Here is a 25,999-nt window from a genome sequence, read left to right on the forward strand (position 1 = left end):
ATTCAGCCAGCGAACAGTAAAAACACTGTCGGCTGTTTGTGCAATTCCGGCAATTCAGAAGTTTTCCAGTCCCGTATGGGGCGGCTGATGACCAGTTCGGTCGGTAAGCTGATGTTGCGCGCGATGCACAATTTGGTCTCGCCACTGCAATGGGCGAGCATATCTTCCAGCAGGTGCTGATTGCGGTAAGGAGTCTCGATGAATATCTGCGTTTCCTTGTACTGCCGTGAATGGCGCTCGATTTCCTTCAGCTTCTGGATCCGCGCCTGCTTGTCGCTGGGCAGGTAGCCGAGAAAGGTGAAGCGTTGGCCATTGAAACCTGATCCCATGAGCGCAAGCAGGATGGAAGAAGGACCGACCAGGGGCGCGACACGGATATTTTTCTGGTGTGCCAGCGCTGCCAGCCGCGCGCCAGGATCGGCAACGCCGGGGCAGCCGGCTTCGGACATCAAACCGATGTTTTTGCCAGCCAACAGGGGAGCCAACAAGGCGGGCAACTCTGCGTCTATCGTATGTTCATTGAGCGTGAGCAAGGTCAACTCGCGAACTGGTTTCACAGTCTTGACCAGGCTGAGAAAACGCCGCGCGGTTTTTTCATTTTCCACGATGAAGGTGTCCAGCGTTTGCGCCAGCTGGATCACCTCCTGCGGCAACACCTGCTCTAGATTGTCCGCGCCCAGCGTGACCGGGAGCATGTAAAGTGTGCCAGTGCTCAATATTTCACCTGTACCCTGTAAGTGAGCGTCACGCTGCTTTCGGCTGGTACTGCCAGGTTCCAGGTAGCGGTGTTGCTGCTGCTTTTGCTGGATGGATGGCTTTGGCTCAACAAGCTCCAGTCGCCAGGGATGGGTTCCACCACCTTGACCTTGACGGGTTCGGCCTTGGCGTTCTTGATGACGATTTCATAGGCGCTCTCGAACTGGCTGTTGCCTTTTGCGGGATTGGGAAGCTTTTTGAAGTCCGTCTGCTTCTTGTTTGCGGTGACGTCAAATGCCTCGCCCAGCTTGAGGCGCACGGTTTCGTTCTTGGCGGTGTGGTCTATCCTGTCCTCACCGACAAACTGGGCATTGCCTTGGCTGTCTTTCTTGTACACGCGCATGATGCCCTTGGGGAGGGGCTTGCCCAGGCTCGCGCTTTCCTTGTTGTCGAACTCGACGAACACGCCTGCCTTCAGTTTCTGCCCGAGATCCCCTTGGCTGGATTGGTAATAATAAGGAGAGCCCCTCAAGACCAGCTCCTTGCGGACGGGAATAGCCTGGGCGCTGAGCAGGGCTACCTGCTTGGTCTGGTTTTCAGCCAAGGTTGTCGGACGCTCCAGCGAGTAAAGATGATATTCAAGCAGGGATTCTTCCGTCATGGCAGGCATGGCATCCGCGACCATCATCTCATTTTTGCGCATTGCAGCCATGGGGACGGGACGGGCTTGCGCTACCTGGTTCACATCGCCAGCGACGAGTTGCAGTTTGGCATTGCGGTAGGCGGTGCCGCTGGCGTTGGACAAGGTCACCCAGCCGGACAAATCCAGGCGGTTTTCTGCGGCATTCAGCTCAGCCACATAGTCCGCCTTCCAGCCCAGGCCGTGCGTCAGGTAGCTCAATTCAATATCTTGTGGGCCGGATTGCTTGCTGATGAGCGTGGTCACCAGGGTCGGGCGATCCCTGAGATTTTCCGGCACGTCAGGATATACAATCCTGCCAGGAATACCGGTCTCGATGCGGTTGCCCATTTTCAGCACTGTGCCGTTGTTGGCCGCGAGCACTTGCGCGGATTCCACGGTTTCAACTCCAGTCGCCGGATTGGTACGGATAACCTGCACCGTTTGGCCGATGTATTTTTCCAACAGCTTTTCCGGGCTCAGCAGGTCGTAGTCGAAATTCTGCTCCAGCGTCTGCAATTGACCATTCAGGCTGCGCAGCAAGGCCGTTTCTGGGCGAATCTGGGCGCTGACGTCGCGCAGCGCGAGTGCGTTCTGCCCGCTGTCCAGGTTGACCCTGCGTTGGTCTTTCACCAAGGCCAGGTCGTTGTTATAAATCGTGACGGCGACGCTTTGCTGGTCGTTCAGCGTGCTGCGGATTTCATCCTGGGCGGCCATGGCGTGAAAAGCAGCAGCCATGCCAAGCGCAATCAGGGTGGGTTTGGTCATCATGGATGGGAATTCCTTGTTATGGGGTGTTGGACTAGATGATAGCAACACCCTGGTTATTGAGCATGTCGATCAGGCGGATCAATGGCAGGCCGATCAGCGCATTCGGGTCATCGCCCTGCATCGCGGCAATGATGGCAATGCCTAGGCCTTCGGACTTGGCGCTGCCCGCACACTGGTATGGCTGTTCTCTACGCAGATAGTTCTCGATTTGCGCATTGCTCAAGTCGCGGAAGATCACGGTATAAGGCACGACATCGGTTTGCATTTGCTGGTTGGCAGCGTTGTAGAGGCAGAGCGCGCTGTGAAAGATGACGCTGCGCCCGCGCATCAGTGTCAATTGCCTGACAGCGTTCTCATGATTCAGTGGTTTGCCCAGTTGCAGGCCATCCAGCGTTGCTACCTGGTCACAGCCGATGATCAAAGCATCAGGATGCATATCGGCCACCTTGAGTGCCTTGGCTTGGGCCAGACGCAGCGCGGTCTGCTCAGGAAGCTCTCCTGCGAGCGGGGTTTCGTCAATATCGGGGGATAGCACGCTGAAGGGTAACTGCAAGCGCTCTAGCAATTCGCGGCGATAAGGTGATGAGGAGGCAAGAATCAATGACTGCATAGTGAAATGAGAAACAAAAAGTTTATTCTGACATGCGAGATGTCATGCGTCAGGAAAAATAAAAAAGCCGGGAAACCCCGGCTTTTTTGCGTAGTGCCAGCGTTTAGTCAGGCTGGATTTCCAGCAGGGTTTCATCTGGCGTGACGCTGTCGCCCTTGGCAACATTGACAGCCACGACCACACCGGCCTTGGCCGCCTGGATTTCGTTTTCCATCTTCATGGCTTCGATCACCAGTACCGCATCGCCAGCATTCACCTTGTCACCTACCTTGACCTTAACTTCGACGATGGTGCCAGGCATGGCGGTAGTGACGCAACCCGGATGAGAGGGTCGTGGTCGGTTGCTGCCGTTGCTGGGGCGTGAGGCTTTCTTCTTGGCATCATTGCTGCCAGAGCCGGAACTGCCGCCAGAGACTTCAATCTCGTTGAGTGTCTCCACCACAACTTCTTCGGCTACGCCATCCACGGAAACATAGAAGGGACGCTGGTCCTCGCCATGCTGACCACTGCCGGTGAGCTTGATGTGAAAAGTTTCACCATGCAGGGTGACATTAAATTCGCTAGGCGCGAAACGGGAATGGGATGCGTTTGAGCTGGCTTCGTCTTTGTCGCGCAATACCTCCGGCTTCAAGGTGCCGGCATTGCGTTCCTGCAGGAATGTCTTGGCCAGGTCGGGGAACATGGCATAAGTCAGTACATCCTCCTCGCTCTTGGCCAGGCCTTCCACCTCATTGCGCAGCTTGTCCATTTCCGGAGCGAGCAGGTCAGCAGGACGGCATGCGATGACTTCGGCATTGCCTACAGCCAACATGCGTACTTCTGGATTGACCGGCGCGGGCGCCTTGCCATAATGGCCGAGCAGGTAGTTTTTGACTTCATTGGTCACGGACTTGTAGCGCGCGCCGGTGATGACGTTCAGTACGGCCTGGGTGCCCACGATTTGTGAAGTCGGGGTGACCAGCGGAGGGTAGCCCAAGTCTTCACGCACGCGCGGGATTTCATCCAGTACGGCGTCCATGCGATCCAGTGCACCTTGTTCTTTCAACTGGTTGGACAGATTGGAAATCATGCCGCCCGGCACCTGGTTGACCAGCACGCGGGTATCCACGCCAGTAAACTCACTCTCGAACTGCCAATACTTCTTGCGCACTTCACGGAAGTATGCAGAAATTTCCTGCAGCAGGCCGATATCCAGGCCGGTATCGTATTCGGTCCCCTTGAGCGCCGCGACGATGCTTTCGGTAGTGGGCAGGCTGGCGCCTTCGGCAAATGAGGAAATGCAGCCATCGACAATGGCAACTCCGTTGTCTACTGCACGCTGGATCGACATGCTGGCCAGGCCGGAAGTGGCATGGGCGTGCAGGTGGATTGGCAAGCTGACCGCTTCGCGGAGTGCCTTGACCAGCTCGCCAGTGACTTGCGGCGTCAGCAGGCTCGCCATGTCCTTGATGGCAATGGTGTCGCAGCCGAAGCTTTCCAACTCCTTCGCCAGGTTGACGAAGTAAGGGATATCGTGCGCAGGGCTGGTGGTGTAGCTGATAGTGCCTTCTGCGTGCTTGCCAACTGCTTTGACTGCTTCAATGGATACCTTGAGATTGCGCAGGTCGTTCATTGCGTCAAAAATACGGAACACGTCAATGCCGTTATCTGCGGATTTCTGCGCAAAAGCGCGCACTACGTCATCCGAATAGTGACGATAGCCCAGCAGGTTCTGGCCGCGCAGCAGCATCTGGAGGCGCGTGTTGGGCAGGGCCTTGCGCAGTTTCTTCAGGCGCTCCCAGGGGTCTTCGCGCAGGTAGCGTACACAAGCATCAAAAGTTGCGCCGCCCCAGGCTTCCAGCGACCAATAGCCGACTGCATCGAGTTTGGAACAGATGGGCAGCATGTCATCGGTACGCATGCGCGTCGCGATCAGCGACTGGTGACCATCACGTAGAACTACATCGGTTACATGTACTTTTGCCATAATCTTTTTACCACTTCAAGGTGTTGAATTTAAGCCTCAGATACCCTCGTGGGCAGCAATGGCGGCTGAAATCGCCGCAGCGATCAGTTCGGGTGGGAACTGGGTCGCATAGTTGGCAAGCTCCGGGTGGGTTTCCACAAAGCTGGTGTTGAACTTCGCATTGCGAAAGTCCGGATGTTTCAGGATTTCCTGATAATAAGGAATCGTCGTCTTGACACCGTACACCACCGTGTCATTGAGTGCGCGGCGACCACGCTCTACCACGCTCTCCCAATTCAACGCCCAAACGGTGAGTTTGGCGCACATGGAGTCGTAATAGGGCGGAATCACGTAGCCGCTATACATGGCGGCATCCATGCGAATGCCTGGGCCGCCGGGGGCATAGTAGCGTGTGATCTTGCCGAAGCTTGGCAGAAAGTCGTTCTTGGGGTCTTCGGCGTTGATGCGGAATTCCATCGCAAAGCCGCGGTACTGCACTTCCGACTGCTTGTATTGCAGGCGCTGACCGTCAGCGACGCGGATCTGCTCCTGCACGATGTCGATACCGGTGATCTGCTCCGTCACGGTGTGTTCGACCTGCAGGCGGGTATTCATTTCCATGAAATAGAAGTTATTGTCGGAATCAAGCAGGAACTCGACCGTGCCGGCGTTCTTGTAGCCTACTGCCTTGGCGGCCTTGACTGCCAGATTGCCGATATACTCGCGCTGCGCCTTGCTCAATTGCGGAGACGGCGCAATCTCGATCAGCTTCTGGTTGCGGCGCTGGATCGAACAGTCGCGCTCGAACAGGTGGATAACATTGCCATGGCTGTCCGCGAGTACCTGTACTTCAATATGGCGTGGGTTGACCACGCATTTTTCCAGAAAAACTTCGGGCTTGCCGAATGCCTTGCTGGCTTCGGAAATAACGCGGTCGTAATTGCCAAGCAATTCCTTTTCGTCGTTACAACGCCGAATACCACGTCCGCCGCCACCGTTGGTGGCTTTCAGCATCACGGGATAGCCGATTTTGTTGGCCAGCTTGCGGGCTTCTTCCAGGTTTTCCAGATTGCCGTCGCTGCCGGGCACGCAGGGAATGCCTGCCTTGATCATGGCGGTACGGGCCTGGATTTTATCGCCCATCTGGCGAATGACCTTGGCATCCGGTCCGATGAACTTGATGCCGCGGCGCGCGCAGATTTCTGCGAGCTCTGGATTCTCGGAAAGGAAGCCATAGCCCGGATGCAGGGCGTCACAGCCGGAGGCGACTGCGAGATTGACTATATTATGAGTATTCAGATAGCCCAGCACCGGGTCTGACCCGATATTGTAGGCTTCGTCTGCTTTCTTGACATGCAGTGCATGGCGGTCTGCATCTGAATATATGGCAACGGATTTGATGCCCATCTCTGAGCAGGCGCGTACAATACGCACGGCGATTTCGCCCCGGTTGGCAATTAGAATTTTTTTGATCACGAAGTAAACCTAAGCCTGAAAAATGGTGCTGATTTTTGACAGGGAAACTTTCAAATTATATCATGCGCGGCTTATGACTGCACAAGCAATGAATCTGCCCGTTATCAATAGTCTCGATTTCGTAAGAAAAGCGCAGGAATTCCATGATATAATCCCGCTCTTGCGATTTTCTCGCCTGGGTGAAATTCTGGCCGATACCAATGGTACGCTGGAGATCGCCTTGAGTGGCAGGACTGACGAATCCGGCAAACCCGTGCTCCATCTGGAAGCGCAGGGCGTGTTGAAACTGATTTGCCAGCGATGCCTGGATTCATTTGAATACCCGCTGGATGTGGCTGCAGACTTTGTGATCGTCACCAGTGAAGATGCGATTCCATCGCCAGATTCAGATGAATATGACGATGAGGTGGATTACCTGGTGGCGGAAACGCAGATGCCGGTGATAGACCTGGTAGAAGACGAGATATTGCTGACTTTGCCATTGGCGCCCAAGCACTCTGATGAAAAGTGTGAGAATGCGGGCAAGGTCGAGTTGGAAAAACCGAGTCCTTTTGCTGTGTTGAAAGGTTTCAAAGCTGGCAAAAGCCAAAACGATTAGTTAACTAGGAGCACATTATGGCCGTTCAACAGAATAAAAAGTCACCATCCAAGCGTGGCATGCACCGTTCCCACGACTTCCTGACCAACCCGCCGCTGGCAGTTGAGCCCACCACAGGCGAAACCCATTTGCGTCACCACGTCAGCCCTAATGGCTACTACCGTGGTCGCAAGGTGTTGCCAGCCAAGGGCGAGTAATATCCTCTGGATATGCAAATATATGCGCCAGCCTCCAGGCTGGCGCTTTTGTATCTAACTTCCGATTGTTAGCATGGACATAACAGTTGCTATCGACGCAATGGGAGGCGACCATGGCCCCCATGTCACCATTCCCGCAGCACTTCACGCTATCAAGCAGGATAGCCAATTAAATATCATTCTTGTTGGCTTGAAGGATGTAATAGAGGCAGAGCTGGCGTCCAATAAGGCGACAGTTGGCCCGCGTCTCAGGATTCAGCACGCTAGTGAAGTCGTGGCGATGGACGAATCTCCCCAGAGCGCGCTCAAGAACAAAAAAGATTCATCCATGCGCGTGGCCATTAACCTCGTCAAGAACGGCGAGGCCAATGCCTGCGTTAGCGCCGGCAATACAGGAGCGTTGATGGCAACTGCGCGTTTTGTCCTGAAAACCTTGCCTGGCATTGACCGACCCGCGATTGCGGGCGTCTTGCCTACACAAAAAGGCAAGATATATATGTTGGATCTGGGAGCCAATGCCGACTGCACGCCAGAGCATTTGCTGCAATTTGCCATCATGGGCGCCATGCTGGTGTCTTGTATTGAGCGCAAGGAGCGCCCGACGGTGGGTCTTCTCAATATCGGCTCTGAAGACATCAAGGGCAATGAGGTGGTCAAGCAGGCAGGGGAGTTGCTGCGTGCCAGTCATCTGAATTTTTATGGCAATATTGAAGGCAATGATATTTACAAGGGCACGACGGATGTCGTGGTCTGTGATGGCTTTGTCGGCAATGTCGCCCTGAAGACTTCGGAGGGGTTGGCCCAAATGGTCAACCGTTTCCTGGTGCAGGAGTTCAAGCGCAACTGGTTTACCAAGCTGATGGCGCTGGGCGCCATGCCGGTACTCAAGGCGTTCAAGCGCAGACTGGACCACCGTCGCTACAATGGCGCAACTTTCCTTGGCTTGCGCGGTGTCGTGATAAAGAGCCACGGCGGCGCAGACAGCCTGGCGTTCCAATATGCGATCCGGGCGGCAGCGGAAGAGTCGCGCAACGGCGTCCTGAACCGTATCACCGAGCAACTCGAAATCGAGCACCTCAAGCCGCAGCCCGCTGCGCCGGGTGCCGAGAATATATAAAGAGGGCATATGACCATCTATTCGCGCATCTTGGGAACCGGCAGCTATTTGCCGGAGAAGATTCTGACCAATGCTGATCTTGAGCGCATGGTCGATACAACGGATGAGTGGATCTATACCCGTACCGGCATCCGCCAGCGCCATATTGCCGCCGAGGGTGAATTCACCAGCGACCTGTCCTTCCATGCCGCACAGCGCGCACTGGAGGCGGCGGGCGTCACCGCGGATGCCGTGGATTTGATCATTGTCGCCACCACGACGCCCGACCGCGTGTTTCCGAGCACGGCTTGCCTGCTGCAGCACAAGCTGGGCAATACAGGCGCGCCTGCGTTCGATGTGCAGGCGGTATGCAGCGGCTTTATCTATGCGATTGCCACTGCCGATAATTTCATCCGCAGCGGCGCGGCGCGAACCGCGCTCGTAGTGGGCGCCGAGACCATGTCGCGTATCACCGACTGGACCGACCGCAGCAACTGTATCCTCTGGGGGGACGGCGCCGGCGCGGTAGTACTGGGTGCCAGCGACCAGCAGGGCATCATCTCCACCCATCTGCACGCCGACGGCAGCTACACAAAACTGCTCAATGTGCCGACTGGCGTTTCCAACCGCGGCGAGGAAAAGACCATCCATATGGAAGGCAACGCCGTGTTCAAGATCGCGGTGAATACATTGGACGCCATTGTCGATGAAACGCTGGAGGCCAACGGCATGCAGAAATCGGACATCGATTGGCTGGTGCCGCACCAGGCCAATATCCGTATCCTGCAGTCGACCGCGCGCAAGCTGGGCATGGACATGGACCGGGTGGTGGTAACCGTGGACAAGCACGGCAACACTTCCGCCGCATCCGTGCCGCTGGCCCTGGATGTCGCAGTGCGCGACGGGCGCATCAAGCGTGGTGAAACCGTGTTGATGGAAGCATTTGGCGGCGGCTTTACCTGGGGCTCCGTGCTCCTCAAGTATTAATTCATTCAAACGATTCCTTACGACCTAAAAAAGGCCGCATTCATGAATTTCGCATTTTTCTTTCCCGGGCAAGGCTCACAATCCGTCGGCATGATGCAGGGCTTTGGCGACCTTGCCGTGATCAAGGACACGTTCGTCGAGGCCTCCGATACGCTTGGTGTCGATTTCTGGCGCATGGCGACCGAGCCCAACGATGCGATCAACCAGACCACCAATACCCAACCGTTGATGCTGGCGGCCGGCGTTGCGACATGGCGCGCGTGGCAATCCCAGGGCGGGCCACTGCCGACCGTGTTGGCTGGCCATAGCCTGGGCGAATACACCGCGCTGGTTGCGGCCGGCATCGTGTCCTACGAAGCGGCATTGCCTCTGGTGCGTTTCCGTGCCGACGTCATGCAGCGTGCCGTGGCCGAAGGCGTCGGCGCCATGGCGGCCGTGCTCGGGCTGGACGACGATGCCGTCCGTGCGGCCTGTGCCGAGGCGGCGCAAGGAGAGGTGCTGGAAGCAGTCAATTTGAACTCCCCTGGCCAGGTCGTGATCGCCGGGCACAAGGCTGCGGTTGAGCGCGGTATTGAGGCTGCAAAGGCGAAGGGCGCCAAGCGCGCCTTGCTGCTGCCGGTCAGCGTGCCGTCCCATTGCGCCCTGATGAAGCCTGCGGCGGATGAGCTGGCCGAGTATCTCAAGGATGTGGGTTTCGTATCCGCCCAAATCCCAGTGCTGCATAATGCAGACGTAGCTTCATATGAAGATGCGGCCAAGGTCAAGGATGCCTTGGTGCGCCAGCTTTACAGCCCTGTGCGCTGGGTGGAGACCGTGCAGGCGGTGCATGCCTCCGGCGTGACTGCCAGCGCGGAGTGCGGCCCTGGCAAGGTATTGGCAGGACTGGTCAAGCGCACGGTGGCCGAGCTGCCATGCATCGCATTGGTCAACCAGGAAGCGCTGGCGGAAGCCCAGGCGCAATTCAAACAATAATTATCAAGGAGGAGGGCAATCATGCTGGAAGGGCAAATTGCACTTGTTACAGGCGCCAGCCGTGGTATTGGCGCCGCCATTGCGCAGGAGCTGGCAAAACAGGGTGCCAAGGTAGTCGGCACCGCGACCAGTGAGTCCGGCGCTGCCAATATTACTCAGGCGTTGAGTGCGCACGGCGGCATTGGCCTGGCGTTGGACGTTAATGATGCCGGGCAGGTCGAGACCGTATTGAAGAACATTGCCGGCCAGTTTGGCGATGTCAGCATCCTGGTGAACAACGCAGGTATCACGCGCGACACCCTATTGATGCGCATGAAGGACGAGGATTGGGACGCCGTGATCGCGACCAACCTTACTTCCGTCTACCGGATGTCGCAGGCGGTGCTGCGCCCGATGATGAAGGCGAGGAGCGGCCGTATCATCAATATTTCTTCCGTGGTGGGCCATATGGGCAATCCCGGCCAAGCCAACTATGCGGCAGCCAAGGCCGGCATGGCAGGGTTCACGCGCTCGCTGGCGGCAGAGGTCGGCAGCCGGGGCATTACCGTGAACTGCGTCGCGCCAGGCTTTATCGATACCGACATGACACGCGAATTACCCGAAAATGTGCGCGAGGAGTTATTGAAGCGCGTGCCAGCAGGGCGTTTTGGCGATGTTGCTGATATCGCAGCGACTGTTGCCTTCCTGGCATCCTCTTCAGCAGGCTATATCACAGGCGAAACCCTGCATGTGAATGGCGGCATGTACATGGCCTGATAGCAGGTTTTAATACTTCATCATTCTGCTTTTGAAATCCTTGGGACTTTTGATAGAATAGCCCGAGCTTTTTTAAGCGACTTAAACTTGAAAGGAATATTTAGATGTCTGACATCGAACAACGCGTTAAAAAGATCGTTTCTGAACAACTGGGCGCGAACGAGGCTGATGTAAAAAACGAATCCTCTTTTGTTGACGATCTGGGTGCTGATTCTCTCGACACCGTGGAATTGGTGATGGCGCTGGAAGAAGAATTCGACTGTGAAATTCCTGACGAAGAAGCCGAAAAAATCACTACTGTTCAGCAAGCGATCGACTACGTCAACGCAAACCTGAAATAATTTTCCCCTCCCCCCATTTCTGATATTTTTCTTGGAGTTGCCTTGTCCAAGCGTAGGGTAGTTGTGACTGGCCTGGGCGTTGTATCACCGGTAGGTATCGGTGTGCCAACCTCCTGGGCCAACCTTGTGGCCGGTCAATCCGGTATCACCAATATTACCAAGTTCGATGCTACCCCATTCGCCTCGCAAGTCGCAGGTGAAGTAAAAGGTTTTGACGTCTCGCAATATCTGCCTGCCAAGGATGCCCGCCGTATGGATACCTTTATCCAGTACGGCATGGTAGCCGCAATTGAGGCAGTAAAGGATTCGGGCATCGAAGTGACAGAAGAAAATGCCGAGCGGATTGGAGTTTCCATTGGTTCCGGCATTGGTGGTCTGCAATTGATCGAGGATACGGACAAGATTTACAAAGAATCCGGCCCTCGCAAGATTTCGCCATTCTTCATTCCTGGCACCATCATCAATATGATCTCGGGCAACCTTTCCATCATGTATGGGTTCAAGGGTCCCAATGTCGCTATTGTAACTGCTTGTACTACAGGCACGCATTCAATTGGCGACGCAGCCCGCATGATCGAATATGGTGATGCCGATGTCATGGTGGCGGGCGGTGCTGAAGCACCGATTACTGAACTGGGCGTAGGTGGCTTCGCAGCCGCGCGCGCGCTTTCAACCCGTAATGATGACCCAGCGACGGCTAGCCGTCCTTGGGACGCTGATCGTGATGGTTTTGTCATTGGTGAAGGTGCCGGTGTGCTGGTGCTCGAAGAATATGAGCATGCCAAGAAGCGTGGCGCCAAGATCTATGCGGAACTGACAGGCTATGGCATGAGCGCCGACGCTTATCACATGACAGCGCCCAACATGGATGGCCCTCGCCGTTCGGTGGTGAACGCGTTGAAGAACGCGGGGCTCAATCCTGATCAGGTACAGTTCGTCAACGCACATGGCACTTCCACACCTTTGGGCGATGTGAATGAAACCAATGCCATCAAGGCGGCATTTGGTGACCATGCCAAGAACCTGGTGGTGAGTTCCACCAAGTCGATGACGGGTCACTTGCTTGGCGGTGCGGGCGGCCTGGAATCGGTATTCACCGTATTATCCATTTACCATCAGGTATCGCCTCCTACCATCAATATCTTCAATCAGGATCCAGAATGCGATCTGGATTACTGCGCGAATGAAGCCAGGGATTTGAAGATTGATGTGGCAGTGAAAAACAACTTCGGTTTCGGCGGTACAAACGGTAGCCTGGTGTTCTGTAAAATATAAATCTCACGTTGCCAATAACGAAAACCTGATGAGGCCCGTATATTCTGCAAGGAGTACACGGGCCTTTATTCACAGATGGACGACTATTGACAGAGGTTTGTCTGTATGCATGGCTATAAAATTTATAATTTTATAAGCATTTGATTTATATAGTTAAAATTAAATGCCTAAAAATTAGGCGAATCAAGAAAACCTTAGTGCTGACGGCGGCTTAGCGGGTCTTTCCAAACTTCATCCACAAAATTATCCACAGCTTTTGTGGAGGGAATTTCTTTCTAACTTGATGCGGATGTTTTAGCATGGGCGGCTGTTGATTTTATATATCTCGATGAATACAGCGACGTTTCTAATCAATGGTGTGGCCGATGCCGCGATTTCACCCCTGGACCGTGGGTTTGCCTATGGTGACGGCGTGTTTCGGACTATCCGAGTGAAAAATGGACAAACGACGGCATGGCTAGAGCATTATGCCAAGCTCGCGGAGGATAGCAGACGCCTTGGGCTTGCCTGCCCGGAAGTTACGCTCTGGCAAGAGGATATTGAACAATTATTTGCCGATCAGGCAGATGGGGTGATTAAACTCATTCTGACCCGCGGGGTCAGCGAAAGAGGCTATGCGGTGGGGGAGCATGACAATGTTACTCGTGTCGCCATCCGTAGCCCATTGCCGAATTATCCTCCGCAAAATGCTGATAGGGGTATTAGGGCGCATTTTTGCCAGACCAGATTGGCGCATCAACCCTTGCTGGCTGGCATCAAGCATCTTAACCGTTTGGAAAACGTGCTGGCCAGACAGGAGTGGAGTGATCCATCCATCAGCGAGGGTGTCATGCTGGACCAGGCCGGCCTGGTGGTTGAGGGCGTGATGAGTAATATTTTTGTGCGCTCGGGTACAATATTGTCCACGCCCGATCTGCACCAATGCGGTGTTGCGGGCATTACCCGTCAGCGCATCCTGGATATTGCCCCCGGCCTTGGCTTGACCCCCATTATTGCTTCCTTGACGCTGGATATGTTGATGGAGGCGGATGAAGTCTTGATGTGCAACAGCCTTTATGGTGTCTGGCAGGTAGTGGATTTCAATCGCCAAACCTGGCCTGTAGCTTCGCTGGCTGACAGGTTGCGCCAAGTTTTGCAGGAATAGCATGCGTATATTGAAAAGTCTGTTGTTATTGGGCACGGTGCTGGTTATCGGGTTTGTCGCATGGATGACTTACTTTGTCATTACGCCGCTGCAATTTCCCACCAAGACAGTCGAGTTTGAAATCCGCGCAGGCAGCAACCTGCGCGTGATTTCCCAACAATTGGTAGAGCAAGGCATCCTGGAGGAGCCATGGAGCTTTATTCTGCTGGTCAGAGCCATGAAGATGGCCGGCGGCATCAAGGCGGGCAATTATTTGCTGGAATCCGGGCAAACGCCTTACGAGCTTTTCACTACCTTGAGCAATGGCAATGTCACCCAGGACAGTATCACCTTCATCGAGGGGTGGACATTTGCCCAGATGCGGCAAGCGCTGAACAATCATGAATCTGTGCGCCACCTGACCATGGCTTATACAGATATGGAAATCATGCAAAACATCGGCGCTACGGAATCATCGCCGGAAGGCCTGTTCTTCCCGGATACCTATTTCTTCAGTCGGGGCATGAGCGATCAGGATATCCTCAAGCGCGCTTATATTGCCATGCAGGGCCGCTTGCAGGCGGCTTGGGAGCAGCGCGCGCCAGGGCTGCCTTACGCGACACCCTATGAAGCCCTGATTATGGCCTCCATTGTGGAGAAGGAAACAGGTAAAGCCAGTGAGCGGGCTACTATCGCCGGGGTATTCCTAAACCGCATGCGCATCGGCATGCGCCTACAGACTGACCCTACTGTGATCTACGGCATGGGTGAGGCATTTGATGGCAATTTGCGCAAGCGCGACTTATTAAAAGATACGCCTTTCAATACTTATACGCGGGCAGGCTTGCCTCCCACTCCTATTGCCATGCCAGGGCTGGCCGCCATTACGGCGGCATTGCATCCTGAGCAGACCGACGCTTTCTACTTTGTCGGCAAGGGCGACGGCAGTCATCAATTCTCACGTACCTTGAGCGAACATAACCGCGCAGTGGTGCGGTATCAACTGAAAGGCGGCAATGCGCGGTAAATTCATTACGCTGGAAGGCATGGATGGCGCGGGCAAGAGCTCGCATATAGAGAGTATTCTTGCCACTCTGACGACGTGCGGGGTAGAGGTTGTTTCCACACGTGAGCCCGGTGGCACGCCATTGGGAGAGAAATTACGTGAATTGCTATTGCATCAGCGTATGCATGCCGAAACGGAAACCCTACTGATGTTCGCCGCGCGGCGCGAGCATATTGCCGAGGTAATAGCCCCTGCATTGGCGCGTGGCGCATGGGTGTTGTCCGACCGGTTCACGGACGCATCCTTTGCCTATCAGTGTGGCGGCCGTGGCGTGCCGCCTGAAAAGGTGGAGATGCTGGAAAGCTGGGTGCAGCAGGGCTTGCAGCCAGATATGACGTTATTGTTTGATGTACCGGTGGAGGTAAGCGTGACGCGATTGGCCGCGGCGCGCGCGCCGGATAAGTTTGAGAGCGAAAGCGCCGATTTCTTCAGGCGTATCCGCAACGGCTATCTTGCGCGGGCCGAGGCCCAACCGCAACGTTTCCGCGTGATTGACGGCAATCGGCCGCTGGAAGTAGTTCGGCAGGAAGTCGTTGAAATTATCAATGGTTTTTGTCAGCGATGAGTGAGCGTTATCCCTGGCATGCCGGCACCTGGCAACGCTTGCAGCAATCGCGCGATCGCAGGCACCATGCGCTGTTGCTGCGGGGCAAGCAGGGGATAGCCAAGCTGGCGTTTGCCAATGCGTTGGCGCAATCGCTGTTGTGCCAGTCGCCTGCTGTTGATGGTCATGCGTGCGGCCAATGCATCAGTTGCAACTGGTTTCAGTTGAAAAGTCATCCCGATTACCGTCTGTTGACTCCTGAGCAGGAAACAGCAGACGCGGGAGAGTCTGCGCCTGCCAGCAAAAAGCCTGTGCGCAAGAGCTCGCAGATCTCTGTTGCGCAGATACGCGAATTGGCGAGCTTTCTTGAGCTATCCAGCCATCAGAATGATGGCGTGCGGGCGGTGGTGATTCACCCGGCGGATGCCTTGAACCAGACATCCGCCAATGCATTGCTGAAGATGCTGGAGGAACCGCCTGCCAATATCGTTTTCATCCTCGTCACCAGCCATCCCCAGCGCCTGCTGCCCACTATCATGAGCCGTTGCCAGCAACTGGAAATGCCCGCGCCGACTGAGGAGGAGGCATTGACATGGTTGCAGCAGCAGAATGTGCAGGATGCCCAATATTGGCTGGCCTATAGCGGTGGTTCGCCGTTACAGGCAGTAGATGCAGCTAGCGCTGGCAATGGTCGAATGCAGGCAATGGCTGCGCGGCTTGCCCAAGGCGGCAGGCTGGACCCATTTGCTACGGCAGCCGAGTTTGCCGCGATGGGAATGGAAGAAGTGATGGTCGCCTTGCAGAAATGGGTATACGACCTTCTGGCGGTCAGGCTGAATGTATCGTTGCGCTACCATGCGCGTGATGCCGCAGCTTTGCAAGCCCTGGCCAAAAGCGTAGACTTGAGCGCGTTGCTGGCCTTCCAGCGACAGGTGGATGAAGCTAGGCGTTCAGCCAGCCATCCGCTGAATAATGAACTGCAGCTTGAGCATTTGCTGTTGCAATACAGCAAGCTGTTTTCCAGATAAAGGATCAGGAAGCTACGATGAGCAAACAGGAGATTGCGGAAAAGCAGGCAGCCCCCAAGCCCAGCGTCATGTCGCTTGCCATCAAGGAAAAGGCTGCCCTGTACGCCGCGTATATGCCTTTCATTCAAGGGGGGGCGCTGTTCATTCCGACCAACAAGCCCTTCAATATCGGTGATGAGGTGTTCCTGCTGCTCAGCCTGCTGGATAATCCGGACAAGCTCAAGGTGGCGGGGCGAGTGGTATGGATCAGCCCCGTCGTGCATGGCAACCGCCCGCAGGGGATAGGCGTGCAGATGAGCGAGAAAGATGGCGGGTTGCAAGCGCGCAACCAGATCGAAGGCTTGCTGGGCAACGCCTTGAAATCCCAGCGGCCCACACACACAATGTAATTTATTACCTGAATATATTGTTCAATTATTTGATTTTTAAGTTTTATGCTTGTTGATTCCCATTGCCACCTGAATTTTCCTGAATTGCGTAACAATATGCAGGCATTGCGTGCTGCGATGCAGGAGGAGAGGGTCGGACATGCCTTGTGTATTTCTGTGACCTTACCGGATTTTCCTGATGTGCTGGCCGTCGCAGCGGCTTATGACAATTTCTATGCATCAGTAGGCGTGCATCCCGATTATGAAGATGAGCCTGAATTTACCGAGGATCACCTGGTTGAGTTGGCAGCTCATCCCAAGGTTGTGGCGATCGGCGAAACCGGGTTGGATTACTTCCGCCTCACAGGCGATCTGGAATGGCAGCGCGAGCGATTCCGCACTCATATCCGCGCGGCGATTCGCGCACAGAAGCCCTTGGTAATTCATACGCGCAATGCTGCAGAAGATACCTTGCGCATCATGTGCGAAGAGCATGCCGAGCAAGTAGGCGGCGTCATGCACTGCTTTACTGAAAGCCTGGAAGTGGCGCTGGCGGCAATCGAGCTGGGCTTTTATATCTCGTTCTCGGGCATCTTGACTTTCAAGAACGCCGTGGCATTGAAAGAGGTCGCCAAAGCAATACCGCTGGACCGTATCCTCGTTGAAACCGATTCTCCTTATCTTGCTCCCGTGCCGTTCCGCGGCAAACTGAATCAGCCTGCCTATGTGCGCTATGTGGCAGAGGAAATTGCCATTCTTCGCGATATTTCTTACCAGGAGGTCGAGCAGGCGACAACGGCCAACTTTTTCCGCCTGTTCAAGGCGGCGCAGCCATGCGCCTGACCGTGCTGGGGGTCGGCTCCAGCTCGGGAACCCCCGTGATTGGCTGCCAGTGCGCCACCTGTAAATCTGATAATCCCAAAAACAAGCGCAGCCGCTGCTCCTCGTTGATCACGCTGGACAATGGCAAAAACATCCTGATCGATACCGGTCCCGATATGAGGTCGCAGGCACTGCGCGAGAATATCACGCATGTCGATGCCGTGCTTTATACACACACGCATGCGGATCATCTGCATGGCATTGATGATTTACGCGCCTTTTGCCAAAGGCAGCGGCAGCAGATTCCGCTATACGGCAAGCCGGATGCGATGGAGCATATTGTCAGCAAGTTCGGCTACGCTATCCGCGAGCCGATGGATTATTGGGATTTACCCATATTGAGCGTTAACCCGGTGGAACAGCCATTTGACCTGTTTGGTATTGAGGTGATACCAGTGCCGGTGCTGCATGGGAGGTTAGAGATGTATGGCTACCGCATAGGGAAGCTGGCTTATCTCACCGATGTTTCCGCTATTCCTGCCACGTCGATGGAGTTGCTGCATGATCTGGATGTCTTGTTGCTGGATTGCCTGCGCCATGAACCGCATTATACCCATTTCAGCCTGGCGCAAAGTCTGGAGCAGGCAGCCATCATCGGCGCGAAGCGTACCTATCTCATTCATATGACCCACGAAATGGAGTATGTGGAAGTCAGCGAAAAACTGCCGTCATCCGTTCATGTAGGGTATGATGGCCTGCAGCTTGAGATAGCAGATTGTTGATTATAAATAAGGCCAGACAGTCTTGATAAGGCTGATCGGGTATGGTGATTCATACAGAGGAAGAAGGAGTAGTTGAATGGCTTTATACAAAAAATGCTTGGTGATCGTCGGCGTCATGGTTGCATCTGTCATGATGACGACGCCAGCCATGGCTGAGCCCAAGAAAGAGACGGTTTACAGCGAACAAGAGTTTCTAAGGGCTTTCAGCAATAAAACCCGCGATGAGGTGGCGAAACAGCTGGGTCAGCCAGTCAAGAAAGAGCAATCGGTGAAACCAAGCAATGCTTCCAATGTGCTTGGGCGGCCTGTCGATAGTAAAGGCAAGCCTGACCAGGTTGAGATGTGGTACTACAAGGATATCGTGAGATACGATGAGAAGCGGACCTACAAATCCATCGAACTGGTTTTCGTCAATGATCGATGTGTGAATGTCGCATTTTTTAATAGCAAATAATAAAAGCCGGGAATTCCCGGCTTTTATTATTTTATTCAAATGGATGGAAGGGTTTTTATATTTCCGCTATATCACATGAATAAACGTGATTTACTATAACTGGTTTAACTGGTTCTTTAAAAATGGATTTTACTTTATCATATTGTCAATTTAATATTGATCTTCGGTCAAAAAATTAATGTTACTGACAACAAATGCTAAGGGCTCAATAGGTTAATCAAAGTCATTAACTTGATAAACAGTGAGCTTTCTTATCACAAATAATAAAATGGGAAGTGATGAAATGGCGTTTTTATGGGGAGTATTGGTAACAGGAGCAGCTTGTGTCAGTTGATAACTCGATTTGCTGCTCACAGGGTTCTATATGGCAACAATGGCTATGTGGATTGATGCAACGCTTGCTACCCAGCATGTCGTTGCAGGATCGATACGACCTATTGCAGCAAGAGGTTGCTGACTTGAGGGGAAGCCTGCGAGAAACCGAGAGTGAGCTCAGGATTACGCGGCACGCATTTGAAAGTCAGGATGGCATCCTGGTGACAGATGCCAACAATATCATTCTCAAGGTCAATAGCGCATTCACCCGCTTGACCGGATATCGCGAGGATGAGGTGTTGGGAATGACGTCTTCACTATTGAAGTCTGGGCGACAGAATGCAGCCTTTTATCGCAAGATGTGGGCTGAATTGCGGGAGCATCATTATTGGCAGGGTGAGGTCTGGGACAAGCGCAAGGACGGCACTATTTATCCCAAGCTGTTGACGATCAAGGCGATCACCGATGACCATAATCACGTCACCAATTACATGGCTACTTTTACTGACGTCAGCCAGCAGAAAGAAGCCAATGAAAATATCTATCGTCTGGCCTTCTATGATCCCTTGACCCATTTGCCCAACCGGCGTTTGTTGATGGATCAGCTCGCGCTGGCATTGGCAAATGGTCAGAAACATGAAGATTATGGTGCTATTTTCTTCATCGATTTGGATAACTTCAAGACGCTGAATGATACCAAGGGACATGATTTCGGCGACCTGTTGCTGACGGAGGTTGCCGCGCGCCTGCGCAGTTCGGTGCGGCAAAATGACATGGTCGCCAGGTTTGGTGGGGATGAGTTTCTTGTAGTGCTGGAAAACATCAGTACGGACGAGGAACTGGCGACAAAAGATGCTTTATGTGTTGCGGAAAAGGTATGCCAGGCGATCAGCCATACCTATGAACTCAAGGGCTACCATTATCATTGCACTGCCAGTGTCGGCATTACTATCTTCAATGGCGCAGACAATATCCATGAGGTTTTGCGCCGAGCGGATACGGCGATGTATCAAGCCAAGCAGACTGGGAAGAATACCTATTGCCTGTTTGATCCCCATTTGCAGGAGATGATAGAACGCAAGGCGGAGCTTGAGGCAGATTTACGCATGGCGCTCAGCCTGAACCAGTTTCTGCTTTATTATCAAATCCAGGTAGATGCAGAACAGCATGCTTATGGCGCCGAGGTTCTGCTGCGCTGGCAGCACCCAGAGCGTGGACTGGTATCGCCTGCGCAATTTATCCCGCTTGCCGAGGAAACCGGGCTTATCCGGCCTATTGGCCATTATGTGCTCAAAGCCGCCTGTCAGCAGCTCAAGGCATGGGAGCAGCATGAGTTTACCCGCCACCTGATATTGTCAGTCAATATCAGTATTCTTCAGTTGTGTCATGAAGATTTTGTAACTCAGGTCAAGGCAATATTAGAAGAAACCGGAATCGATCCATCGCGGCTGAAACTCGAACTGACGGAAAGTCTCATTATGGAAGGTACTTCGGACAACGTCAGGAAAATGCTGGAGTTGCAGCAACTTGGAATTCACTTTGCCATGGATGATTTTGGCACCGGCTATTCCTCATTGGTGCATTTGCAGAGCTTGCCGCTGAACCAGCTCAAGATAGACCGCAGCTTTGTGGGCAATATTGTAAACAATGCTAATGATGCGGTGATTGTGAAAGCCATTATCGCGATGGCGGCAGCGCTGGATCTGGAAGTGATTGCGGAAGGCGTGGAAACTAAAGAGCAGATGGAAATGCTTATACAGTATGGTTGTAGGGCATTCCAAGGCTATCTTTTCTCCAGGCCATTATCCCTGGATGAATTCCAGCGCTTGCTCTGAGTTAATTTAATCTCAATCTGCTAGCGTGATTGCGACGAGCGCGGGTCATAGACATCGCGCAGGCCTTCACCCAGCAGGTTGTAACCCAGCACAGTGATCAGAATGGCAAGGCCAGGAAATAGCGATAGCCACCAGGCAAACTGAATATATTCCTTGCCGTCAGTGAGAATATTGCCCCATGACGCTTGCGGTGCCTGCACACCTAGTCCCAGAAAACTCAACCCAGATTCGATCAGCACTGCGCTGGCGACGCCGAGCACCGAGCTGACGATCACCGGCGTCATGCTATTTGGCAGCAAGTGTTTGAAAATCAGGCGCTTGTCGCTGGCACCCAGGGTTTCCGAAGCCATGACGAATTCGCGGTTGCGCAGGCTGAGGAATTCAGCTCGCACGAGGCGGGTGACCCCCATCCAGGACGTCAGGCCGATGATGACCATGATATTCCAGATCGACGGCGTTAAGAATGCAATGACCGCCAGAATCAGGAAGAAAGTCGGAATAGACAACATGACATCGACCGCCCGCATGATGATCATATCCACCCAGCCGCGATAATAGCCCGCAATTGCTCCCAACACGATGCCGATAGCTGTGGCGATACCCACCGCCACCAAGCCGACCAGCAGGGAAATACGGGCGCCATATAACATGCGCGTGAATACATCGCGGCCCAGCGCATCCGTACCCATCCAGTGGTTGGAAGAAGGGCTAAGCAGGATGGCCTGAACATCAATGGCATCTGGCTCATACGGCGCGATCAACGGCGCGAACAGCGCCAGTAGAAGGATGCCGGAAATAATGATGAAGCCGGAAAGGGCCAATGGATTTGATAGCGCGCGCTTCATTGCATGACTCCACGGCGTACGCGGGGATCTGCCCAGGCATAGGCCAGATCGGCGAGCAGGTTACCCAGCAGCGTCAATGCGGAGCCTATGGTCAATATGCCCATGATGACGGGGAAATCCCGCATTAGCACGGCATCATAGAACAGCTTGCCCATGCCGGGGATAGCAAAAATCGATTCGGCAATCACGGAGCCGCCAATCAACCCCGGAATCGCCAGGCCGAAGATGGTGATGAGCGGCAGCAGGGCATTGCGCAGCGCATGCCCGTACACGACGGTATTTTCCGGTAGGCCTTTCGCGCGCGCGGTGGTGATGTAGTCCTGGTGCAGGACGTCCAGCATGCCGTTGCGCACGAACAGGGCAATGCCTGCAAGCCCGCTCAGGGCGGAAATCAGCACAGGCAATGCTAGATGCTTCAAGGCATCCCAGGCATAGGCCAGCCAGTGCATATGTTCCGCGCCCAGGCTATGCAAACCCGAGATCGGCAGCCAGTCGTTGACAACGCCGGTCCAGTACATCAACAGCAGCGCGAGCCAGAAGCCGGGAATGGCAAACCCGATGAAGACAAATAGGGTAATGGCGCGATCGGGCAATCGATTCTGGGTCAAAGCCGAGATCACGCCGAGCGGCAGCGCAATGATGATGATCAACCCCAGGCTCAAGACATTGATGAGCAGGGTGATTGGCAGAGCCTCCTGGATCATACCCGGTGTGACGTTACCGTCCTTGTCCTTGGTCTTCCAGAAAACAGGGCGCTGGTGCGAGGCGAAGGAGGTGCCGAAATCCAGCTTGACCATGCGTTGCAGCCATAAGCCGTATTGCACGATCACGGGTTTGTCCAGGTTATATAGCTCGCGCAGCTTCTGGCGCGACTCCTCGCTGGCCTTGGGATCGAAATCTGTCGTCGTGGTGATGTCGCCTGGCGCGAGATGAATGATAAGAAATGAAATCAGGCTGATGCCGATCAATAGCGGCACCATCCAGAACAGTCGTTTCAACAGATATTTCAACATGCGCTGCTCTTCCGGCAAGACCAATCACCGCAGGTGCGGACAATCATCGGCATCATTGGCTGATCTCCGTGCGCCGCAACGGCCTGGGGATATACCATTCATGGGAGTTGTATCCTATCCCGGCTGGCGGGGCAGGGTTCTCTATGCCTTTGACGCGCTTGTGCATGGCTTGCAAACCATAGCCTGCAAACAAGTATACGATAGGGCTGTCTTCCAGCAGAATTTCGGCAAATTCATGGTAAATGCGCATGCGCTTGTCCGGGTTGAGTTCCATGCGGCCGCGTTCCAGCAAGCGGTCAACCTGCTGGTTCTTGTAGCCGAGAAAGTTGAACTGGCCCGGCTCCTGTTGTGACGAATGCCAGATGGCATACTGATCCGGATCAATGGCCAATTGCCAGCCCAGCAGGACGACATCGAAATCACCGGTCTTGATGAAGCGACTGATAAAGCTTGCCCATTCCAGCACGCGTATTCTGACGTCGATACCAATTTCCTTCAGTCTGCGCTGGATGAGCACTGCGCTCATTTCACGCTGCTTGTTCTGGTTGGTGAGAATCTCGAACGAGAGCGGCTTGCCGTTGCGCTCTAGGATGCCGTCACGGTTTTTCTTGAACCCGGCATCTTCAAGCAAGGCGCGCGCCTTGTCCGGATCGTAGCTATAAGGCTTGAGTTTTGGGTTGCTCCAGCGGGTGCCAGGCTTGTAAGGGGATGCAACGGGCTCACCCATGCCTAGCAATACGCCATCGATCAGTTCCTGCTTGTTGATGGCATAGTTGATGGCCTTGCGGACGCGGATGTCATCGAATGGCTTGTGCTTGAGGTTGAAGCCAAGGTAGGTGTAATTGTTGCCCAGCTCCTTGTAAAGTGCGAATTTCTTCTGTAGTTCAGGCCGGGCTGGGAAAATGCGGGCATATTGCACCGGAGAGAGGGCCATCGTGTCGATATTGTTGGCCATCAGTTCCAGAAATTGCGAGGCTTCGTCTGGGATAAAGCGGCTGACCAGGCGTTCTATATGCGCTGGCCCTTGTGTAGATAGCGGGTTGCGCACCAGTGAAACCTGTTCGCCGGGCCGCCATTTCTCCAATTTGTAATAATGGCTGCCCACCGGATTACGGACAAATGGGCTGGTATTGATATCCTTGCCCTCAAGCAGGTGCTTGGGCAAGATGTCCAGCCCGGCCCAGGAATTGATGGCTGGCGCGTAAGGTTCGGCATAACTGACTCTGAAGGTGCGGGCATCGGGCGTTTCGGCCTTGACAACCAGTTTGTAGTCGGAGCCGTATGGGGTGCGGGTTTTCTCGTCGGTGATGAGCTTCCAGGTAAACAGGACATCTGCGCTGGTGAGCGGTTTGCCATCAGCCCATTTTAGATTTGGCTTGAGCTTGAAGGTAATCACTTTCTGGTCCGGGGAGATTTGCCACGACTCTGCCAGCTGTCCCTCGAATTCCAGATTTTTGTCATAACGCAGCAGGCTGCTGAAAATATGTTGCGCAACGGCGGATGCTGCTGCCTCACCGGCGAGCATAGGAACAAGTCCGCTCGGCTCGCCCCGCGTGGCGTCGATCATGGTGCCGCCATCTTCCGGTGGATAGTCGCGGTCGTAATCCGCAACCTGCTCAACTGCGGATGAGCCGCATGCCGTTAGGCAAGCAGTCAGCAGTACCGTGAGCGCAAAAGATAAAAACCGCATGGGGAGAAGGGGAGTGAAACCCACGGAAAAAGCGCCCTCAAGCCTCGTCTGGACGGGAAACTGTCAGTTTGCTGCCAGGCACGATGCGTGATCCACTGATGTTGTTCCAGCGCTTCAAATCCTTGCTGGGGATGGCGAATTTTCGAGCAATGCTATCCAGTGTATCGCCGCGCTTGACTACATAATGTTTGTTAGCAGGAGTTTTCTTGGATGGTGACGCTGTGGCTACTGCCTTGGATGAAACGACAATGGACAGGCTCTGGCCTGGTTTCAGCGCGGAGGATTTCAGACCATTCATGCTCATCAGTTGCTGAGAGCTGAGGTTATAACGTTTGGCGATGCTATTGATGGTATCGCCGCTTTTCACCGTATGCTTGATTGCGCTTGGCAGCGGATTGGCAGAGGCAACAGCAGCTACTGGCAAGTCATGGTCATCCGCTACGATGGCGCTTTCCTGAATATCCGGTTGTGCAGGCACTAGGAGCGCGGTGTTGCTGGCGATGATATTGGCGGTGCTCAAGCCATTGATGACTTTAAGTTTTGCTGGGTCTATGCCAAATTTCCGGGCGATATTGTCCATGCGCTCGCCGCGCTTGACATAGTAGGTTTGCCAACTGACCAGTGGCTTGTCATAAGCCGCCAGGTTGTTGGTAAACACCTCGGCTGCGCTGATCGGCAGCAGGATTTCATGCACGCTACCATTGGCGGTGAGCACCGGGCGATTATATTCGGGGTTCAGCGAGGCGAATTCTTCGTAGGAGATTTCAGCCAGGTCTGCTGCGAGTTTTGCATCTATCTGTTGCGGTGCCGTGACCTTGGCGAAGTAGGGGCGGTTGGGGATGCTGCGGATATTCAGGCCATAACGCTGCGGGTCTGTCATGATGTTCTTGACGGCCTGTAGCTTGGGCACGTAATTCTTGGTTTCATCAGACAGTTCTAAACTCTGATAATCCGTAGGCAGGCCCAGGCTGCGATTGCGGGCAATGGCGCGGCTGACAGTGCCCTCACCGGCGTTATAGGCGGCCAGGGCGAGATCCCAGGTGCCGAACATGACATAGAGCTTTTGTAGGTAGTTGAGCGCTGCGTTGGTGGCGGCGGTGACATCGCGTCGGCTATCCGTCCACCAGTTTTGCTTGAGGCCGAAGTTCTTGCCGGTGGATGGGATGAATTGCCAGATGCCTGAAGCGCTGCTGCGTGAAAGCGCTTGTGGGTTGAAGGCGCTTTCAATCATGGGCAGCAGGGCGATTTCCGTCGGCATGCCACGTTTCTGCACTTCTTCGACGATGTAATAGAGATAGCGCTGGCTGCGATCCACCATGCGCTTGACGTAATCGGGGCGTGAGGAATACCAGTTTTCATGCGTACTGGTTTTGGCTGATTGCAATTCCGGCATGCCATAACCGTCGCGAATGCGTTGCCATAGATCGGAAGTATCCAGGGTTTCCTGGCTCTGTAAACTGATGCCGTCAGGCATGTAACCTGCGACATCGTCGCTGGGATAGTCTCCGAGAATGACGATTTCATCGCCGACCACATTAGTGACAGCGTAGGCTGCAGGGACTGTCGCAATGGGAAAGGCCAGCAATACCAGCTTCAGCAGGGACTTTACAGTCATGCGCAAATCTCGGGAGGCTTCGGGTGCTAGATAGTAGCGAATGATGGAATATGGCGTCAAGTCTATGGCAGAAATAAACACCTTACTTGAGGTCATTCAA

General features: G+C 54.2%; 26 protein-coding genes. 17 read left to right on the top strand and 9 right to left on the bottom strand.

The window, feature by feature from the left end:
* Positions 1-2: 2 nt before the first annotated feature.
* From V7Z75_RS03755 to V7Z75_RS03775, 5 genes are all read right to left on the bottom strand, one after another.
* The gene (locus V7Z75_RS03755) at positions 3-716 is read right to left on the bottom strand and encodes an SAM-dependent methyltransferase (protein WP_334107268.1); all 714 of its coding nucleotides are present in this window, start codon (positions 714-716) and stop codon (positions 3-5) included.
* The gene (locus V7Z75_RS03760; RefSeq protein WP_442919862.1) at positions 713-2,146 is read right to left on the bottom strand and encodes a DUF4139 domain-containing protein; all 1,434 of its coding nucleotides are present in this window, start codon (positions 2,144-2,146) and stop codon (positions 713-715) included. The genes V7Z75_RS03755 and V7Z75_RS03760 overlap by 4 nt, the downstream gene beginning before the upstream one ends.
* Positions 2,147-2,177: 31 nt before the next feature.
* A complete protein-coding gene (locus V7Z75_RS03765) occupies positions 2,178-2,756 on the bottom strand; it encodes a Maf family nucleotide pyrophosphatase (RefSeq protein WP_334107269.1) in 579 nt (192 codons plus the stop codon).
* 103 nt (positions 2,757-2,859) lie between these two features.
* Entirely contained in the window at positions 2,860-4,722 is a 1,863-nt protein-coding gene (gene oadA / locus V7Z75_RS03770) for a sodium-extruding oxaloacetate decarboxylase subunit alpha (protein WP_334107270.1), read from the bottom strand.
* Between the two features lie 36 nt (positions 4,723-4,758).
* The gene (locus V7Z75_RS03775; RefSeq protein WP_334107271.1) at positions 4,759-6,177 is read right to left on the bottom strand and encodes an acetyl-CoA carboxylase biotin carboxylase subunit; all 1,419 of its coding nucleotides are present in this window, start codon (positions 6,175-6,177) and stop codon (positions 4,759-4,761) included.
* Positions 6,178-6,250: 73 nt separating this feature from the next.
* Here V7Z75_RS03775 and V7Z75_RS03780 point away from each other — a divergent pair, with 73 nt between their 5' ends.
* From V7Z75_RS03780 to V7Z75_RS03860, 17 genes are all read left to right on the top strand, one after another.
* Entirely contained in the window at positions 6,251-6,775 is a 525-nt protein-coding gene (locus V7Z75_RS03780; protein ID WP_334107272.1) for a YceD family protein, read from the top strand.
* A gap of 17 nt (positions 6,776-6,792) precedes the next feature.
* Positions 6,793-6,972, top strand: a complete 180-nt coding sequence (gene rpmF, locus V7Z75_RS03785) for a 50S ribosomal protein L32 (protein WP_230341835.1) — start codon at positions 6,793-6,795, stop codon at positions 6,970-6,972.
* 73 nt (positions 6,973-7,045) lie between these two features.
* The gene (gene plsX, locus V7Z75_RS03790) at positions 7,046-8,089 is read left to right on the top strand and encodes a phosphate acyltransferase PlsX (protein ID WP_334107273.1); all 1,044 of its coding nucleotides are present in this window, start codon (positions 7,046-7,048) and stop codon (positions 8,087-8,089) included.
* A 9-nt stretch (positions 8,090-8,098) separates the two neighbouring features.
* Entirely contained in the window at positions 8,099-9,055 is a 957-nt protein-coding gene (locus tag V7Z75_RS03795) for a beta-ketoacyl-ACP synthase III (RefSeq protein WP_334107274.1), read from the top strand.
* 42 nt (positions 9,056-9,097) lie between these two features.
* Positions 9,098-10,027: an ACP S-malonyltransferase gene (fabD, locus tag V7Z75_RS03800; protein WP_334107275.1), complete on the top strand. Its 930-nt coding sequence runs from the start codon at positions 9,098-9,100 to the stop codon at positions 10,025-10,027.
* Positions 10,028-10,048: 21 nt separating this feature from the next.
* On the top strand, positions 10,049-10,783 hold the full coding sequence (gene fabG / locus V7Z75_RS03805; RefSeq protein ID WP_334107276.1) for a 3-oxoacyl-ACP reductase FabG: 735 nt from the start codon (positions 10,049-10,051) through the stop codon (positions 10,781-10,783).
* A gap of 104 nt (positions 10,784-10,887) precedes the next feature.
* The gene (gene acpP / locus V7Z75_RS03810) at positions 10,888-11,124 is read left to right on the top strand and encodes an acyl carrier protein (RefSeq protein WP_011479726.1); all 237 of its coding nucleotides are present in this window, start codon (positions 10,888-10,890) and stop codon (positions 11,122-11,124) included.
* 42 nt (positions 11,125-11,166) lie between these two features.
* Positions 11,167-12,399 carry a beta-ketoacyl-ACP synthase II gene (fabF, locus tag V7Z75_RS03815; RefSeq protein ID WP_334107277.1) on the top strand — a complete coding sequence of 411 codons (1,233 nt, stop codon included), beginning with the start codon at positions 11,167-11,169 and terminating at the stop codon, positions 12,397-12,399.
* A gap of 328 nt (positions 12,400-12,727) precedes the next feature.
* Positions 12,728-13,543 carry an aminodeoxychorismate lyase gene (gene pabC, locus V7Z75_RS03820; RefSeq protein ID WP_334107278.1) on the top strand — a complete coding sequence of 272 codons (816 nt, stop codon included), beginning with the start codon at positions 12,728-12,730 and terminating at the stop codon, positions 13,541-13,543.
* A 1-nt stretch (position 13,544) separates the two neighbouring features.
* Complete coding sequence (gene mltG, locus V7Z75_RS03825) at positions 13,545-14,549, top strand: endolytic transglycosylase MltG (protein WP_334107279.1); 1,005 nt, start codon at positions 13,545-13,547, stop codon at positions 14,547-14,549.
* Positions 14,539-15,153: a dTMP kinase gene (tmk, locus tag V7Z75_RS03830; RefSeq protein WP_334107280.1), complete on the top strand. Its 615-nt coding sequence runs from the start codon at positions 14,539-14,541 to the stop codon at positions 15,151-15,153. The genes mltG and tmk overlap by 11 nt, the downstream gene beginning before the upstream one ends.
* On the top strand, positions 15,150-16,160 hold the full coding sequence (holB, locus tag V7Z75_RS03835; protein ID WP_334107281.1) for a DNA polymerase III subunit delta': 1,011 nt from the start codon (positions 15,150-15,152) through the stop codon (positions 16,158-16,160). Before tmk ends, holB begins: the two co-directional genes overlap by 4 nt.
* Before the next feature lie 17 nt (positions 16,161-16,177).
* Positions 16,178-16,549 carry a PilZ domain-containing protein gene (locus V7Z75_RS03840; RefSeq protein WP_334107282.1) on the top strand — a complete coding sequence of 124 codons (372 nt, stop codon included), beginning with the start codon at positions 16,178-16,180 and terminating at the stop codon, positions 16,547-16,549.
* Between the two features lie 45 nt (positions 16,550-16,594).
* The gene (locus tag V7Z75_RS03845; RefSeq protein ID WP_334107283.1) at positions 16,595-17,371 is read left to right on the top strand and encodes a TatD family hydrolase; all 777 of its coding nucleotides are present in this window, start codon (positions 16,595-16,597) and stop codon (positions 17,369-17,371) included.
* Complete coding sequence (locus V7Z75_RS03850; RefSeq protein ID WP_334107284.1) at positions 17,362-18,132, top strand: MBL fold metallo-hydrolase; 771 nt, start codon at positions 17,362-17,364, stop codon at positions 18,130-18,132. The genes V7Z75_RS03845 and V7Z75_RS03850 overlap by 10 nt, the downstream gene beginning before the upstream one ends.
* 76 nt (positions 18,133-18,208) lie before the next feature.
* On the top strand, positions 18,209-18,586 hold the full coding sequence (locus V7Z75_RS03855) for a hypothetical protein (protein ID WP_334107285.1): 378 nt from the start codon (positions 18,209-18,211) through the stop codon (positions 18,584-18,586).
* Positions 18,587-18,975: 389 nt separating this feature from the next.
* A complete protein-coding gene (locus V7Z75_RS03860; RefSeq protein WP_334107286.1) occupies positions 18,976-20,736 on the top strand; it encodes a putative bifunctional diguanylate cyclase/phosphodiesterase in 1,761 nt (586 codons plus the stop codon).
* Between the two features lie 20 nt (positions 20,737-20,756).
* On the opposite strand, the gene V7Z75_RS03865 is transcribed toward V7Z75_RS03860, so the two are convergent.
* From V7Z75_RS03865 to V7Z75_RS03880, 4 genes are read right to left on the bottom strand one after another with little or no spacing between them, the layout of a single operon-like run.
* Positions 20,757-21,581 (bottom strand): ABC transporter permease, encoded by an 825-nt coding sequence (locus V7Z75_RS03865; RefSeq protein ID WP_334107287.1) that lies wholly within the window; start codon positions 21,579-21,581, stop codon positions 20,757-20,759.
* Entirely contained in the window at positions 21,578-22,594 is a 1,017-nt protein-coding gene (locus V7Z75_RS03870; protein WP_334107288.1) for an ABC transporter permease, read from the bottom strand. Before V7Z75_RS03870 ends, V7Z75_RS03865 begins: the two co-directional genes overlap by 4 nt.
* Before the next feature lie 52 nt (positions 22,595-22,646).
* On the bottom strand, positions 22,647-24,284 hold the full coding sequence (locus V7Z75_RS03875; RefSeq protein ID WP_334107289.1) for a peptide-binding protein: 1,638 nt from the start codon (positions 24,282-24,284) through the stop codon (positions 22,647-22,649).
* Between the two features lie 37 nt (positions 24,285-24,321).
* Positions 24,322-25,995 (bottom strand): LysM peptidoglycan-binding domain-containing protein, encoded by a 1,674-nt coding sequence (locus V7Z75_RS03880; RefSeq protein ID WP_442919863.1) that lies wholly within the window; start codon positions 25,993-25,995, stop codon positions 24,322-24,324.
* Positions 25,996-25,999 lie beyond the last annotated feature (4 nt).

Origin of the sequence: Methylobacillus sp. (assembly GCF_036844465.1) — a bacterium.
GTDB lineage: Bacteria > Pseudomonadota > Gammaproteobacteria > Burkholderiales > Methylophilaceae > Methylobacillus.